This window comes from Actinophytocola sp. (assembly GCF_036402745.1).
Taxonomy (GTDB): Bacteria; Actinomycetota; Actinomycetes; order Mycobacteriales; family Pseudonocardiaceae; genus Actinophytocola.
This window is the reverse complement of record NZ_DASWSJ010000344.1, coordinates 1-15097: the sequence shown is the minus strand read 5'-3', so window position 1 is coordinate 15097 and position 15097 is coordinate 1. Positions and strand designations below refer to the sequence as shown.

The window sequence follows — 15097 nt, the reverse complement described above, 5'->3', positions numbered from 1 at the left end:
TGCGGCTCGGGCAGGCCCACGCGTCGCTGCGGCGGCCGCCCTCGTCGGCGGAGGTGGCACACACGCTCGGAGGCCGGACGCTCGGCGACGGCCGGGTCCTCGAGATCGACCGGCACGGTCCGGCGTCGACCTTCGGCCGGGGCAGCGTCACGGTCATCGGGCAGAGCGGCGAGGTGCTGCGCCTGGAGACCGAGAACGAGTACCTCCTGGCGATGATCGACGGCGAGGTCGTGGCCACCACCCCGGACCTGCTGTGCGTGCTGGACCGCCAGACCGCGCGACCGCTGTCGGTCGAACGGCTGCGGGTCGGGGACGAGGTGTTCGTGGTCGTGCTCCCCGGGCCCTCGTGGTGGCGCCGCGAGGATCGGCTGGCCGCGGTCGGGCCCGCCGCGTTCGGGCTGGACTGCCCGCCCGTGTTGCTGGAGCCGGCGTGACCGTGCGCGGTGTCCCGCTCGCGGCGATGCTCGACCATCCGGAGTGGACGGGCACCGTCTCTCTCCTGGCGGCCGGCGCGGCGAACGAACACCCGGTGACCGGCATCGCGGTCGTGCCGGACCTGACCGGCCGGCCCACCGGCCTCGACGGGCGGCTGCTCGCGGTCGTGCTGTCCGCCGGCCGAACCGACTGGCGGCTGGACACCCTGCTGCATCGGGCCGAGGCCGCGGGCGCCGGCGCGGTGCTGCTGCCGGGGGTCGAGCCGTTGTTGCAGGGCAGCGTGGCCCTGGCGCAGCGGCTGGACCTGCCGGTGCTGGGCAGCGCGTCGCCGCTGGACGCTGCGTTGTCGCTGCGTTCGTTCATCGCGGAGGGAGACAGCCTCAAAGCGGACCTCGTGTTGCGCACCGCCGAGGTCTGCCGCCGCGCGGGGCCGCTCGTCGACGACCTGTTGGGCGCGCTGCGTGCCCTGTTCCGCCGCCCGACCGCGCTGCTGGACGCGAGCGGCGGCGTCGTCGCCGGCGACGAGGTGGCCGCGTCCGCCGAGCTGGTCACCGAGCGGGTGACGACGGAGCAGGGCTCCCCGATCCGGCTGGCGGTGCTGCTGCCCCACCGGCTGCCCGCCGAAGCCGAGGCGCTGGCCGGTGCGCTGCTCGTCGCCACCGCCGGGGTGGCGCAGCGGCTCGCCGCGCGGCGCCTCTCGGTCGAGCGCGATGCGCGTGCCCGCGCCTCGCTGCTCGGGGAGCTCCTGCACCCGGCGGGCGAGCTGTCCACGGGGACCCGACGGCGTTCGCTGGACGCAGGATGGCGGCTCGACGGCTGGCACATCGGTATCCGCCTCGACGCCGGCAGCGATGTCGACACGGCGGCGCTGCGCGCCGAGGTCGTCGCCGCGCTGGCGGAACAGGGGCTCTCCCCGGCGGTCGTGGAGCACGGCGAGGGGTGGTCCGCCTGGACCACCTCGGCCGAGGAGCCTGCGCCCGCGGACGTGGAAGCGCATGCCGCCGCGGTGCGCCGGGCGCAGCGCGAACTGTCGGCGACCGTCCGCCTCGCCGTCGGCGTGGGCCGGGCGCACGACGGCCCGTCCGGCATCTCTCGCACCCTCGGTGAGGCGACCGACGCCGCACGCCTCGCCGTGACCCGCAGCGCCAGCGGGTACTTCGTGCACATCGACCGGCTGGGACTGGCCCAACTGCTGCTCGCCTGGACCCGCACCGACACGTTCCAGCCCGCCGCGCGCTCACTGCTGGTGCCCCTGGACGGGCAGCCGGGTGACCTCCTGCGGACCCTGTCGGCCTACCTCGACGCCGAGTCGTCGCTGGCGGAGACGGCCGCGGTCCTGGGCGTGCACCGCAACACGGTCGCCGCGCGGATGACGCGCATCCAGGAACTGTTGCATGTGAATCTCACCGAGCCGGACGAGCGTCTGGCTCTGCATCTGGCGTGCAGGACCACGCTGACCGCGAACCACAAGAACCACTAGCAGCGACCGGCATCGGCTCAGCCGAGAAGAGCATCGGGCCCGGCCGCGGGCGCCGTCCCGCCTCGGCTCGACCTGGACGACCTCGCGGCCACGGCCGCCGGCCGTTTCGTCACGGCTCGTCGCTACCCGCCCCGGCCGCTAGAAGGCGAAGAACGGCCATTCCGGCGTGAGCCCGAGCATGAGCTGACCGACGGATTGGTACCGACCTGCCGAGCTGAAGGCGTGCTGGGTGACGGTGTGAACGTTGCGGAAGTGGGCGGCGAACGGCTGAGAGTTGCGGATCGCCGAGGATCCCGCCACCTCGTGGACCAGCCGCACCGCGGTCGCGGCGGCCTGGACGGCGTGGCAGGACGCGAGCTGGAGGTCGCGGCGCTGGTCGGCGGTGAGGATGCGCCCGGTCTCGCAGGTCGCGTAGGCCGCGGCGAGCGTCTCCCGCAGGTAGGCCCACGCCGCGGCCCGGTGCCCTTCGGCCTGGGCGATCTGCGACTGGGCGGCCGGGCGCTCCCGTAGCGGGATGCCGGTGTAGGCCGGGGTCTTCACCCTCGCCAGCTGCACGACGTCTTCGATGGCGGCCCGGGCGATCCCCAGGGCGATCGAGGCCAGGCCCGACGTGGCCTCCCAGAAGACCATCCGGTAGAGCGGACCCTGGAACGCCGATCCCGGCGGGTCGTCGGCGAACGGTGCGAAGACCGGGGCTCGGTTCTCGGGGACGAACAGGTCGGTGACCTCGACGTCGTGGCTGCCGGTCCCGCGCATGCCCAGCGTGTCCCAGTTGTCGATGATCCCCGCGTCGGCGTGCGGGACGAAGGCGAGCAGGGAGACGGGAACGCCGTCCGCCGTGCGCTTCGGTTCGCCGTCCTCGATCACGACGGCGGCGAGGATCAACCAGGTGGCGGCGTGGCAGCCGCTGACGAACGGGACGCGCCCGCTGACGCGGTACCCGCCCTCGGCCGGGACGGCAGACGCGGGCGGGAAGAGGGCCCCGGCCAGCGTCGGCTCGCCCGCGAACACCTCGCGGGCGCCGTCGTCGGACAGCCACATCCCGAACACCGACGGCGTCACCGACATGTAGAGGTTCCACCCGGCGGCGGCATCGATGCGGGCGATCTTCTCGAAGAGGTCGACGCCGCTCACCGGGTCGATCTCGAGCCCGCCGAGGTCCTTCGGGGTCCACATCCGGTAGAGCCCGGCTTCGCGCATCGCGTTCACCGAGGCGTCCGGGAGCCGGCGGATCTGCTCGGCCACCAGCCCGTTCTCCCGCAGGACGGGCTCGATCTTCTCGACGCCCCGGTGCAGGGTCTCGACGTCCGTGGCGGTGTCCATGGCGGCAACTCCCCGCGATCTCGGTGCGGCCCGGGGCGGTGGCTCCACTCGCGCCGAGCACGAGCGGCGAACGCGCTGCAGCGAACACGAGCCGGCCAGCCAGCCGGGATGAGACGTGCCAGGGTCCAGCTCCTCGCATCGCCCGTCAACGCGCTCTGCGTAGATGTGCGTATCGGTGTTCTGCCGATAGAAGCGAACTGGGGCCGCCGACCTCACCGCCGTCTCCGGGGCTGTCGTGAGGACCGGCGCGAGACCCGGCGCGGGGTGGACCTCGGTCGGTGGCACCCGGATCGTGCAGTGCGCCGTCAAGGTCGTGCGGTGGTCTCCAGCAGCCGGGCCGGGTTGTCCAGCAGCATCTTCTCGATCTGCTTCTCGGTGACCCCGTGCTCGAGCAGCAGGGTGCTGAACGATGCACCCAGGTAGCTGTAGCCCCACTGGCCGTGGGTGGTGGGGTTCATCCAGACCTCGGCGCCGGTGAGGTCCTGCGCGAGCAGGATCTGGTCCTCGAATCCCTCGGCGACCAGGGCGGCGAGTCGCGTCGCGCGCGTGATGTCGGACCGGTGGTAGGCCTGCTTCATGGTCTCGCCGTCCGGCCGGTCGTGCGGCTCCGGCTCGAGGACGAAGTCCCAGTTCTGCTTGCCGACGGTGTCGAAGGCGATGTGCACGCCGGTGCGGGCCACCTGCCGGACGTAGTCCAGGTCGGCGTGGGTGTCCATGTGGCCGATCACGACATGGTCGAGGTCCGCGCCCTCCTGGCGAAGGATCTCCAGCTGTTCCAACGCCATCGTCCCGTGCGTCGTGTGTGTCGTCAGGCCCAGGCCGGTCTCTCGTTGGGCCCGAGCCGCGGCCCGCAGGCATTTCTCCTCGTGCGCGGTGATCCGGTTCAGGCTGGTGGCCTGTTCCCCGAAGACGCCGGCCCGCACCCCGCTCGTGCCGATGCCCTGCGCAGCGTCGGCGACGAAGCGCTCGGTCATCTGCCGCAGGTCGGCTTCGACCGTCCAACGAGGGCTGTACGCCTCCAGGTACACGGAGGTACCGGCCACGACGTGCACACCGGACTCGCGCGAGATGCGCTGCAGCAGGCCGGCATTCGCGCCGACCGCGTCGCGCCCGACCACGCCGTACGGGCTGAGGTCGACGACCGTTCCGATGCCCAGTGCGGCGAGCCCGCAAAGCGCCGTCACCGCGTGCCGTACCTGGTCGTCGGCGTACCGCACCTCGTTCGGGTCCGGCTTCAGGCCGGTGACCGGCACTCGCGCGTCCGGCCGGCCACCGGAGAGCCACGGTCCCGGGACCAGCGACAGCAGGTGCTCGTGATGCATGATCCGGCCGAGCTCCTCGGTCGGGACCGGACCGAGCACGGTCTGCACGACGCTCATGTGGTGGTGTCTCCTCGGTGGTGGCCCGGTGGCGGAAGCGCGGGGTCAGGCGGCGGGGGTGGCGCCCTCGGGTCGGGCCGAGGCGGGTGCGGCGGAGTCCTCGAACGCCTTCCCCATGGCTCCGATCAGCGCGGGACGGCGGCGGTGCAGGTACCCCAGGTACACAGCGCCGACCACCATCCACCCGACGAGCAACCAGATCGCCAGGTTGTTCGGGTAGGCCGGCGCCGGGTTCAGCTGGCCGTAGACGGGGAGCAGCATGATCAGGGCGGTGAGCACGGGCAGGACGCCGTGGCGCATCACGGAGAACTCGGCCCGGTGACGGCGCCAGTAGAAGCGGATCACGCCGATGCTGATGACGATGTAGATGAACACCATGCCGAGGCCGAGCACGGTCCCCGCGAAGGCGTACACGCCGTACGGGCCGTACTTCAGCCCGACCAGCAACGCGAACAACACCGAGAACGCCATGTAGGCACCGAGCGCGACGGCCGGCGTGTTCCGGGAGCCGGTGCGGCCGAGCGCGCGCGGCAGGATCCCCTCCCGGCCCATGGCGAAGATCACGCGCACGATGGCGTTCGAACCCGAGATCACGTTCGCGAACTGGCTCGCCATCACGGTCAACGTGAGCACGGCCGTGCCGCCCCAGAACTTCTGCGCGAGAGCGGTCCACGGGCTCGGGTCCGCCGCGAACTGCGTTCCGTTCGCGAAACCGCTGGACGAGGCGAACGCGGTGTAGACGTAGAACAGCCCGATGACGATGACCGCGCTGAACAACGCCAGCGGCACGGTGCGCCGGGCGTTCTTCGCCTCCTCGCCCAGGGTGGCCACCGACTCGAAGCCGATGAACATCAGCACGCCCCAGAGCATCCCCGTGCCGAGGCCGGAGATGCCGTGGAGCGAGTGCACGGGGTTGAAGGCCGCCAGGGTGACGCCGTCGGCACCACCCTTGCCGAGGATCGTCGATGCCAGTCCGAGCACGACCCCCAGCTCGATGACCAGGAAGATCAACGCCGCCTTCGCCGAGTGCGAGACGCCGGAGGCGTTGATCGCCCACACGATCGCGACGAACACGAGCGTGATGACCTGCCACGCGACGTGCCAGCCGAACTGCGCCGCGAGGAAGTCCGAGCCGAAGGCGCCGATGGCCGAGAACAACATCGGACCGACCATGCCGTAGGAGATCAGCAGCAACCAGCCGGACAGGAAGCCGCCGCTGGGCCCGAACCCGTGGGTGTTGTAGGTGTAGGCGAAGCCCGCGGTCGGCAGCTTGCGGGCGAAGCCCGCGATCGTGTTGGCCACCAGCAGGCAGGCGACCAGCGCGAGCAGCAGCGCGAACGGAAGTGCCTGGCCCGCTCCACCGGCCGCCGGGGCCGTGTTGAAGGCGACGCTGGTCGCCGGCCCCATGAACGCCATGCACATGACCACCGACGTGCCCACCGAGAGCGTGTCCCGCTTGAGCGACGAGGTCGCGGAACCGGCCATCGTGTCCTCCTACCGTCCTGGTGCTGCGGGCCGTCGGTGGTTCAGGCGTCCGCGGTCTGCAGACCGGTGATCATCGAGACGATCACGTTCTTGTCCGTGCTCGCGGTGGTCCGCGTGCCGATCTGGACGCCGCGGCGCAGCACCGTGACCCGATCCGACAACCGCATCACCTGGTCGAGGTTGTGGCTGACCAACAGGACGGCGAGATTGCGCTCCCGCAGGCGCAGGATCAGCTCCTCGACCTTCGCGGTCTCGGCGACACCGAGCGCGGCCGTCGGCTCGTCCATCAGGACGAGGTTCTTCGCCCAGTGCGTGGCGCGGCTGATCGCCACGCCCTGGCGCTGGCCGCCGGACAGGTCGCGGATGGTCGAACGCGCGGAGGGGATGCGCACGTCGAGCTCGTCGACCAGCGCCTGCGTCTCGCGCGCCATGCGCTTCTTGTCCAACCGGCGGAACGGCCCGGTGACCAGCTCGCGGCCCAGGAACATGTTCATGAAAACCGGCTGGTGATCGGCGATCGCGAGGTCCTGGTGCACGACCTCGACACCGAGGCGGCGGGCCACGCTGGGGTCGGACAGCTTCACCGGTTCGCCGTCGAGCGCGACCTCTCCCGACGTCGGCTGGTGGATGCCGGACACGATCTTGATCAGCGTGGACTTGCCCGCTCCGTTGTCGCCGACCAGCGCCACGACCTCGCCACGTCGTACGGTCAGGCTGAACTCGTCGATCGCCACCACGCCGCCGAACTCCTTGCGTATGCGGGTGAGCGCGAGAGCGGGAACGGTGTCGGTCATCGGGCTGTCCTTCCGGACGAGGTGGGCGGAGCCGCGGGGCTCAGGCGGGCCACGACGTCTTCGAGCCGTCGGCGGAGTAGATGCCGGCCACGCGGGGCCGGCCCGAAGCGATGCCGGCGATGCCGGCGGTGTAGGCGCGGGTGACGAAGGCCTGCGCCCGGAAACCGAACACCACGCTGTCCCCGACCGAGACGGTCGGAGCGTCGGCGAGGTCGAGCTGGCCGTAGTAGTCGATCGCGGTCGGCGGCGGCAGCGTGGCCGGCAGCAGGGCCGTCGCGCCCGGCTCCCGCCCGACCACCGCCCGGACCTGGTAGGGCGGGAACACCGGGTCGACGTACATGCCGCCGCCGAAGCAGTACGCCCGGCCGTCGTGCAGGTGGCTCACCTCGCTGACGTAGCACGCCGCCGGCAGCTCCGGCAGGTCCTCGACCGCGTGCCAGGGTGTGGTGCCGGTCAGGGCGTGCCCCGGCTCGACCTGGGTGACGCCTGCCCCGGCCAGCGCGACGAGCGCAGCCGAGGACGTGGTGCCGGGCCCGTTGATCTGCACCCCCGTCCGGCCGGAGTCGGTCAGCCGCTTCGCGGCCGCCTCCAGGGTGGCGAGGTTGCGGGTGGCCCGGACCGCACGCGTCTGCGGGTCGAACAGCAGCGCGGGGAACGTGGTGATGCCGGCGAAGCGTGCCGAGTCGAGGGCGTCGAGTCCGTCGGCGAGGGCGAGCACGTCGTCGGCGTCGAACCCGCCCTCGTGGCCGGAGTAGAACTCGTCACCCGACGCCTTGATCCGGGCCAGCAGCGGCTGCTCCCGGCCGGATGCCGCCGACGCCTCGGCGGCCTCACGCGCCTTCTCCTCGTTGAACACCGTCCAGTTCGCAGGCCGCATGTCCGCGGCGGCGCGTGCCTCGGCACGGGGCACCTGCACCAGGTGGCCGATGTGCCCCAGCTGCATACCCGCCCGGACGGTGGCGCGCGCGCACTCCGTGTCGACGGCCACGCTCGCCGCGATCCCGCCGGCCATGATCGCGCGGCAGTAGTCGGGATTGCGGCCCATCTGCTTGGTCATGGCCAAGGGCGTGAGGCCGAGCCGAGCCGCCTCGGCGGAGATGGCCGCGGCGTTCGCGGTCACCGCGTCGAGGTCGATGGCGAACGTGTTGGCCGGGAGCTCACCGCTCTGGTGCGCCGCGATCGCGGCGTCGACGAGAGCCGGGTTCCGGCGCCTCAGGAGGTCGAGAAACATGCGTCTGTTCCGTTCCGGGTCAGGACTTGTCTTCACGCAACGTGAGAGCCACGGCGACGAGGATGATCAGACCGCGCGCGACCTGCTGCTCCGAGTCGGAGAGTCCGGCCAGGATCAGCCCGTTGTTGAGCATCCCCAGGATCAGCGAGCCGATCAACGCTCCGACGACCGTGCCTCGACCACCGAACAACCGCGTCCCGCCGATCACCACCGCGGCGATGACGGTGAGCAGGTCGGAGCTGCCCAGGGTGTAGGTCGCCCCGTGCAGGCGCCCGGTGTACAGGAGTCCGGCCACCGCGGCGGACAACCCGCTGACCGCCAGCACGCCGATCTTGATCCGGTCGACCTTGATGCCGCTCACCCGGGCGGCCCGGACGTTGTCTCCGGCGGCGAGCACGTGCGCGCCGAGCCGGGTGTGGCGGTAGACGAAGTGACCGAGCAGCACGAACACCGCCGACCAGAGGATCAGCGTCGAGATCCCGGCCAGGCTGCCCGAGCCGAACAGCCCGTTGAAGGCCACATCGGTGGAAGGGACCGCCTGCAGCCGGGTGATGCGCTGGCTCAGCCCGGCGCACAGGCCCATCATCCCGAGCGTCACCAGGAACGACGGCAGCCGCAGCTTGGTCACCAGCAGCCCGTTCACCACACCGACGACCAGACCCGTGGCCAGACCGGCAACGATGCCGGCCACCAGTCCGTGGTCGCGCAGCTGCACCGCAGCCATGATCGCCGACAGCGCGACCACCGCCCCGATGGACAGGTCGATCTCCCCGAGGCTCAGCACGAACACCGTGCCCACCGCCATGACGGTGATGGGCGCGGTCTGCAACAGGATGTTGATCAGGTTCTGCCGGGTCAGGAACCCGTCGTCGTGCAACACGATGCTCATGACGACCGCGATGAGCACGAAGCCGACGTAGACGATGTAGCTGCTGGGTTCGGCGCGACGCAGACGGGCGAGCGGCCCGGACGACGGGGCGATCGTCCTCGCGCTGGTCGTGGTGGTCACGGTGTCCTCTCTGCTGAGCAACCCGGGCGGGGCCTGCGGCCTACTTCAGGACCTGGCGGACCGCGGTGGGGACGTCGGAGTGCAGCGACTGCTGGTAGCCCTCGACGATGTTGTCCTTGGTGATCGTGAGCGCTCCGGCCACGGCGAACGCCGGAGCCTGCTTGCCCAGCAGCGAGTAGGCGGCCGCGTCGGCCATCCCCTTGCCGAGATTCCAGGCCTCGTCCGCGATGACGGCGACGGTGGACCCGCCGGTGGCCATGTCGACCATGATCGGGTCGTCCAGGTCGAGGGTCACCACCTTCGCCGTGGTGTTGCCGACCGTCCGCAGGGCCGAGAGCACGCCCTCGGCCGGCTGCGCCCAACTGGCATAGATGCCGGCGAGATCGGGGTGCTGGGTCAACATGGCGCTCGCGATGCCCGTCGCGTTGTTCGGATCCGAGAATCCCTGCTCCGCCACGATCTTGATGTCCGGGAACTCCTTCATCAGGGTCGTCCGGAACGCCGCGTCGCGCTGGTTGGTGACGTAGTACTGGGCGTCGTAGTAGAGGATGCCGACCTCACCCTTGCCGCCGACGGCGGTGCCGAGCGCCTCGGCAGCCCGCTTGCCCATGGCGTAGAGGTCGTCGGTGACGATCGACGAGTACTGCTTGCCGTAGGCATAGCCCGCCGGCACGTTGGACATGAACACCAACCGCGTGCCGGCGTCCACCGCGGGCTGGAACGCCGCCGCTGACGAAGTGGGGTCGACCGGCAGGCCGAGGATGACGTCCGGCTTCTTCGTCATGGCGGTCTGCACCTGGTTGGCCTGGGTGCCGGCATCCATGTTCGCGTTGGCGGTGGCGACGACGTCGATACCGAGACGGGCGAACTCGGCCTCGGCCCCGTTCTGCACCGCGGTGACCAGCTGCGAGGACGTGTGCCACAGCTGGGCGGCGGTGTAGCGGCCGGTCTTGAGCTTCGCGAGGTCGTCCTCGCTGAACGTCAGGTCGGTGAGCGGCGTCGGGGTCTCCCCGTTCGGGCCGGTGGTACCGGTGAGCATCTTGTCGATGACCGAGCTGCCTGCCGGGGCGGAGGCGACGCCGTTCGACGAGGAGCTGCCGCCGGAGCCGGCGCCGGTGCTGCAGGCCGTGAGCGCGAGTCCGAGGCCTACCGCGGCCACCGCGCAACGCACGAGTGTCGACTTCATGATCGTCCTTCCGTTCGTCGGTGGGGTCGGCGGGCCGGGCCTGCCGGGACGTCGCGGTTCAGCGGGTGAGGGTGACCTTGTTCAGCCCGGCGGGCTGGTCGGGGTCGATGCCGCGTCGACGGCAGACAGCGAGAGCGAGCTGTTGCCCGCGGACGACGGCGAGAAGGCAGTCGCTCGCGCCGTCGGCGGCCGGCCATGGGACGTCGTCGCCCGCGGCCGACCCGGCCAGCACGCTCGGCGCTCCCCGCTGGTCCAGCTCGGACCGCAGCCGGCGGGTGTCGCTGTCGGCGGGACCGGTGCCGCCCATCAGCAGCGCCGGGGCGTCCGGTCCGCAGACCGCGATCGGCCCGTGCCGGAAGTCTGCGGTCGAGAAGCCCTGCGCCATGGCCCCGGTGGTCTCCTGCAGCTTGAGGGCGGTCTCCAGGGCCGCCGGGTAGCACAGCCCGCGCGCCACGACGGCCAACCGCCGGTGCGGGGCGAGCCGTTCCGCCGCCGCCTCCACCGCGGCGGCGTCGCCGAGTACGCCCGCCACCCGGGCCGGCAACTCGGCCAGGTGCGGGACGAGCGGTGTGCCACCGAGGCCGGCGGTCACGGCGAGCGTGGCCAGCATCTGGGCGGTGACCGTCTTGGTGGCGGGAACCGCGACCTCACGCCCGGCCCGCAGGCCCACGGTCAGCCGGGCCACCCCTGCCAGGTCGGAGTGCTCGTCGTTGGTGATCGCCACCACGGTGGCGCCCACGGCACTGAACCGGTTGGCCAGGTCGACGATCTCCGGCGTGCGCCCGGACTGCGACAGCGCCACCACGACCCACCCGGCGAAGCCTTGCGGGGTGCGGTCGTAGGCGGTCATCACGCTGGGCGCGACCAGGCAGGTCGGCAGCCCCGAGGACAACTCCACGGCGTAGCGACCGAGCAGTGCCGCGTTGTCCGAGGACCCGCGGGCCAGGAAGGCCACGCCGGCCACCGGCCCGGAGACCAGGGCCGCGACCTGTCCTGCGATGTCGTCGAATCGGTCCGCCAGAGCGGCCAGCACGGCGGGTTGTTCGGCCATCTCCGCCGCCATCCGGATCCCGAGCTCGCTCATCGGGTGGCCCCTTCCGTACACAGGTCGAGCAACGGCCCACCGTCCGGCGGACCGAGCGTGTCGAGCGCCAGGGCGATCGCCCCGTGCAGCGAGGCATCCCGGTCGAAGTCCCCCACGACCACCTCGGGAGGGAACGGGACGCCGGTGCGCAGGTACGCGTCGAGTACCGGCAGGACGACGTCGGCCGACGCGGTGAACCCTCCGCCGATGACGACCCGATCGGGATCGGCGAAGACCGCGAGGTTCACCAGAGCCGTGCCGAGCGCGCCCAGGGCCTGGTGGACGAGGTGGGCGGACACCGGATCGGCGCGCCCGAACAGCTGCGCCGTGCTCAGCGACTCACCCAGGACGTTCGCGGCCCGCTCGGCGAGCGCGTTGCCCCCCACGGCGGACTCCAGGTGTGGGTACCCGGTCACGGCCCAGGCCCCGAGCGCGCCGGACGGCCGGACGTAGCCGATCTCGCCCGCCGCGTGGTGGGCGCCCTCCGCGACGCGGCCGTCCACGACCAGAGCCGCGGCGATCCCGGTGCCGAGATTGACGTAGAGGCCGGAACGGCACCCCCGGAGCGCGCCGAGGCGGACCTCGGCCAACGCGCCGGCCCGCACGTCGTTCGTGACGGCGACGGTGGCGACGCCGGTCGCCGATCGCAGCTGCGCGGCGAGGTCGGTCTCCTCCCACCCCGGCAGGTTCGGCGCGAGCAGGATGCGGTCCGGCTGCACCACCCCCGGGCAGACGGCGCCGAGCGCAACGATCCGGCGGTCGGCGCCGTGGCGTCGGTGCAGCGCGACGACCATGCCGGCCACCCGCTCCAGCGCAGGCCCGGGACCTTCCTGTGCGCGGGTCTCCAGGCGGGCCCGGCCGAGGATCTCGCCGTCCGGTGCGGCCAGGGCGACCTCGATCTTGGTGCCACCGATGTCGATCCCCATGACGGCCGCGCCGTCCGACGGCTCGATGCGAACCCGTTCCCCGCACATAGTTGGGAGTCTTTAATAAAGGTTACTTACGCGTCAAGGGCCTCCCCGCCACTTTTTCAACAGTCCTTAGGATGGGTGGATGGCACGGTCCTCGAGCGAGTTCGAGCAGGACGGGCCCGTCGCCCCGCTGACGGCCGGGGCGGCACCGTCGCTGCTGCGGGAGATGAACCAGCGACTCCTCCTCGACCGGTTGTTCACCGCCGGCCCGGCCACCCGGCCCCAGTTGGCGCGCGCCGCCGGCCTGTCCCAGCCCACGGTGATCGCTGCCCTCGACGACCTGGAGCGGGCCGGGCTCGTCACGGCCGGCGCCGGTGGAGGTCGGCAGCTCGGGCGCCCTGCCAAGCTGTACTCGGCCAACCCGGCCGCCGGCAGTGTCGCCGGCATCGACATCGGCCGTGGCTGGCTGCACCTGTGTGTGGCCGATCTGCTCGGCGACACCCTTTCCCAGCTGTCCGTGCGCAACACCGCGAAGAGCGCCGCCGCGTTGGTCGAGCTCACCGCCCGGTCACTCGAGGAGGCGACCGAGAGGGCCGGTCTCGCGGCGGGATCGGTCACCCACACCGCCATCGGGTCGCCCGGTGTCCTCGACCCGCGCCGCGGCGGTGTGCGCTACGCGGCGAACCTGCCCGGCTGGCACCAGGCCGGTCTCGCGCAGGCGCTGGCGGACCGCATCGGCCCGGCCATGTCCGTCGACAACGACGCGAACCTCGCCGCGCTGGCGGAGTTGAGCTACGGCGCCGCGCGCGGGCTGAGGGACTTCGCGTATCTGACGATCGGCAGCGGCGTCGGCGTGGGTCTCGTGCTCAACGGCCGGGTCTATCGCGGCTTCACGGGCGCGGCGGGCGAGGTCGGGTACCTGCCGATAGGAGAGCGGTCGTCCACCGCCCGGGCCGGGCGGGCCGCGCGGGGCATGCTGGAGGAGGCCGTGGCCGCCGACGCCGTGGTCCGGTACGCCGAGCAGGCCGGACTCACCGGTCGCCTCACCGCCGAGCGGGTGTTCGAGCTCGCCCACCACGGGGATCCGAGGGCCCTCGAGGCGGTCGCGGAGGAAGGCCGGCAGCTGGCGCTCGCCGTAGCCGGAATCGCCGCCCTTCTCGACCCGGAGCTGATCGTGCTCGGTGGCCGCGTGGGCCAGAACCTCGATCTGCTCGAGCCCGCGATCACTGCGGCTCTGCCCGAGGTCACCCCGATGCGGCCGACCCTGGTCGGCGGTGAACTCGGCGAGGAGGCGGTCGTGCGGGGTGCGATCGCCCGAGGCACGATCCTCGCGCGGGAGACCGTCTTCGCCGAACGCGGCGCGGCGTCCGGCTGAACCGCCTGATTGCAGCAGGTTGAGCCGAGCTGCGGTTCTTCGCCCGGGGCAGATCGGCAGAAGCCCGGACGACGCCGACGCCTCCTGCGAGCGGATTACAGCGGGCTGTCAACCTGGCCTTGACCTCGGACGAACCTCGCCTCCCGGGTTCGACGTCGGGGGGCGGCAGGTCCACCTGGAGTGCAACGGCCGCTCGCCCCCGGCCGGCCGACGGTGTTGTTGACCTCCGGCTACCACGACGCCGGGGACGCCTGGGACATCAGTGAACTGATCACCCCGCCGGCGATCGGCCCGCCGGTGCCCCAGGCCCTGGCCACCGGCCACCGGGTGTGCACCTTCGACCGCCCCGGCACGGTGCTCTACACCCTCGGCAGCGCCGTCCTGATCGACCGCAGCACCCCGGTCGCGCAGCCGCGCACCGCCGCCGACGTGGTCGCCGAGCTGCATGCGCTGCTGGCCGCGGCCGATGTGCCGGCCCGTACGTGCTGACCGCGCACTCGCTCGGCGGGTTGTTCGCCCGCCTCTACGCCCGGACCTACCCCGACGAGGTGCGCGGCATCGTGTTCGTCGACGCCATCAGCGCCACCCTCCCGGACGTGTTCGGCGCGAAATGGCCGCCCTACCGGGAGTTCCTGCAGGCGGCGCCGGGCACGCCGCTCGACCGTCCCGAGGCCGAGAAGATCGATGCAGCGTCGCGCAGGTCGATGCAGCGTCGCGCAGGTCGATGCCGCCGCTCCGCTGCGCCCGATGCCGGCCGTTGTGCTCACCAGGACCGAGCCGTTCCAGACCGCCCTGCCACCGCCGCCCGGGGCGTCCCGGGAGGAGATCAACCGGCTGTACGAGTCAGCCGAAACCGCCCTGGTACGGCTACAGCCGAACACCCCGCAGATCGTCGCCACCGGCAGTGACCACTACGTCCAGTGGCACGAGCCCGACCTGGTCACCGATGCAACCCGGCTCGTCATCCACCGCGTAGCCCGATAGGAGCAGGAACACGCCGCTGCCTTGATCCCCCACTCGCACCCCGTTTGATCCCACGAGGCCGGTCCATGACGGCTTCAGAGACGTCTGCGCTGGTCAAGCCTGGTGGGCCCCCGGGGGATCGAACCCCGAACCCGCGGATTAAAAGGCGGCCGCGACCCGCAGGAAACAGCCTCTACCAGCGCTCTTGTTCACACCGTGGGTCACATGAGTAGCCCAGACCGCACCATACGACCGAGTTTCGCCCCATGAAAGGACCCACGCGTCGTTCACGACCTGAGGAGTTGGAGCCGCCATCCTTACCCGTTCAGCCCGCGGCCTCCTCCACTACCTCGGTTGCGCGTTTCGTTGCACCGTCACTTTGCCGGACACGCTCGTCTCGACCCGCAGGCCGACGCGCCGGTGCTCTCCTACCTGCCGCTGA

At 71.8% G+C, this 15097-nt stretch carries 13 protein-coding genes and 2 pseudogenes; 6 read left to right on the top strand and 9 right to left on the bottom strand.

Annotated features, from left to right (window positions below):
• Positions 1-434 (top strand): annotated as a pseudogene (locus VGD70_RS31275) (DUF917 domain-containing protein); the annotation flags it as partial.
• Positions 431-1915 carry a helix-turn-helix domain-containing protein gene (locus tag VGD70_RS31270; protein WP_331087726.1) on the top strand — a complete coding sequence of 495 codons (1485 nt, stop codon included), beginning with the start codon at positions 431-433 and terminating at the stop codon, positions 1913-1915. The pseudogene VGD70_RS31275 and the gene VGD70_RS31270, both read left to right, overlap by 4 nt.
• 138 nt (positions 1916-2053) lie before the next feature.
• On the opposite strand, the gene VGD70_RS31265 is transcribed toward VGD70_RS31270, so the two are convergent.
• The 9 genes from VGD70_RS31265 to VGD70_RS31225 form a co-directional block, all read right to left on the bottom strand.
• Positions 2054-3238, bottom strand: coding sequence for an acyl-CoA dehydrogenase family protein (locus VGD70_RS31265; protein WP_331087724.1), 1185 nt, complete (start codon positions 3236-3238; stop codon positions 2054-2056).
• Positions 3239-3543: 305 nt separating this feature from the next.
• Positions 3544-4617, bottom strand: coding sequence for a hypothetical protein (locus VGD70_RS31260; RefSeq protein ID WP_331087722.1), 1074 nt, complete (start codon positions 4615-4617; stop codon positions 3544-3546).
• Positions 4618-4662: 45 nt separating this feature from the next.
• The gene (locus VGD70_RS31255; RefSeq protein ID WP_331087720.1) at positions 4663-6102 is read right to left on the bottom strand and encodes an APC family permease; all 1440 of its coding nucleotides are present in this window, start codon (positions 6100-6102) and stop codon (positions 4663-4665) included.
• A gap of 41 nt (positions 6103-6143) precedes the next feature.
• The gene (locus tag VGD70_RS31250; RefSeq protein ID WP_297491630.1) at positions 6144-6896 is read right to left on the bottom strand and encodes an ATP-binding cassette domain-containing protein; all 753 of its coding nucleotides are present in this window, start codon (positions 6894-6896) and stop codon (positions 6144-6146) included.
• A 40-nt stretch (positions 6897-6936) separates the two neighbouring features.
• Positions 6937-8127, bottom strand: a complete 1191-nt coding sequence (locus tag VGD70_RS31245; RefSeq protein ID WP_331087717.1) for an alanine racemase — start codon at positions 8125-8127, stop codon at positions 6937-6939.
• Positions 8128-8146: 19 nt separating this feature from the next.
• Complete coding sequence (locus tag VGD70_RS31240; protein WP_297491627.1) at positions 8147-9136, bottom strand: ABC transporter permease; 990 nt, start codon at positions 9134-9136, stop codon at positions 8147-8149.
• 40 nt (positions 9137-9176) lie between these two features.
• Entirely contained in the window at positions 9177-10322 is a 1146-nt protein-coding gene (locus tag VGD70_RS31235; RefSeq protein ID WP_331087714.1) for a substrate-binding domain-containing protein, read from the bottom strand.
• 58 nt (positions 10323-10380) lie between these two features.
• Positions 10381-11406 carry an SIS domain-containing protein gene (locus VGD70_RS31230; protein ID WP_331087712.1) on the bottom strand — a complete coding sequence of 342 codons (1026 nt, stop codon included), beginning with the start codon at positions 11404-11406 and terminating at the stop codon, positions 10381-10383.
• Complete coding sequence (locus VGD70_RS31225; RefSeq protein WP_331087709.1) at positions 11403-12380, bottom strand: ROK family protein; 978 nt, start codon at positions 12378-12380, stop codon at positions 11403-11405. Before VGD70_RS31225 ends, VGD70_RS31230 begins: the two co-directional genes overlap by 4 nt.
• Positions 12381-12459: 79 nt before the next feature.
• On the opposite strand from VGD70_RS31225, the gene VGD70_RS31220 reads away from it, so the two are divergent.
• The 4 genes and pseudogenes from VGD70_RS31220 (at position 12460) to VGD70_RS31210 (ending at position 14676) form a co-directional block, all read left to right on the top strand.
• Complete coding sequence (locus VGD70_RS31220; RefSeq protein WP_331087707.1) at positions 12460-13692, top strand: ROK family transcriptional regulator; 1233 nt, start codon at positions 12460-12462, stop codon at positions 13690-13692.
• A gap of 180 nt (positions 13693-13872) precedes the next feature.
• Entirely contained in the window at positions 13873-14181 is a 309-nt protein-coding gene (locus VGD70_RS31215; RefSeq protein WP_331087705.1) for a hypothetical protein, read from the top strand.
• A pseudogene (locus VGD70_RS37015) lies at positions 14175-14255 on the top strand (hypothetical protein); the annotation flags it as partial. The gene VGD70_RS31215 and the pseudogene VGD70_RS37015, both read left to right, overlap by 7 nt.
• A gap of 184 nt (positions 14256-14439) precedes the next feature.
• A complete protein-coding gene (locus tag VGD70_RS31210) occupies positions 14440-14676 on the top strand; it encodes a hypothetical protein (protein ID WP_331087704.1) in 237 nt (78 codons plus the stop codon).
• Positions 14677-15097: the final 421 nt, after the last annotated feature.

Excerpts from the sequence above, each read along its gene's own strand:
- VGD70_RS31230 (WP_331087712.1), bottom strand. The coding sequence starts at position 11,406 with ATGAGCGAGCTCGGGATCCGGATGGCGGCGGAGATGGCCGAACAACCC.
- VGD70_RS31210 (WP_331087704.1), top strand. The coding sequence starts at position 14,440 with ATGCCGGCCGTTGTGCTCACCAGGACCGAGCCGTTCCAGACCGCCCTG.
- VGD70_RS31225 (WP_331087709.1), bottom strand. The coding sequence starts at position 12,380 with ATGTGCGGGGAACGGGTTCGCATCGAGCCGTCGGACGGCGCGGCCGTC.
- VGD70_RS31265 (WP_331087724.1), bottom strand. The coding sequence starts at position 3,238 with ATGGACACCGCCACGGACGTCGAGACCCTGCACCGGGGCGTCGAGAAG.
- VGD70_RS31235 (WP_331087714.1), bottom strand. The coding sequence starts at position 10,322 with ATGAAGTCGACACTCGTGCGTTGCGCGGTGGCCGCGGTAGGCCTCGGA.
- VGD70_RS31260 (WP_331087722.1), bottom strand. The coding sequence starts at position 4,617 with ATGAGCGTCGTGCAGACCGTGCTCGGTCCGGTCCCGACCGAGGAGCTC.
- VGD70_RS31245 (WP_331087717.1), bottom strand. The coding sequence starts at position 8,127 with ATGTTTCTCGACCTCCTGAGGCGCCGGAACCCGGCTCTCGTCGACGCC.
- VGD70_RS31250 (WP_297491630.1), bottom strand. The coding sequence starts at position 6,896 with ATGACCGACACCGTTCCCGCTCTCGCGCTCACCCGCATACGCAAGGAG.
- VGD70_RS31220 (WP_331087707.1), top strand. The coding sequence starts at position 12,460 with ATGGCACGGTCCTCGAGCGAGTTCGAGCAGGACGGGCCCGTCGCCCCG.
- VGD70_RS31255 (WP_331087720.1), bottom strand. The coding sequence starts at position 6,102 with ATGGCCGGTTCCGCGACCTCGTCGCTCAAGCGGGACACGCTCTCGGTG.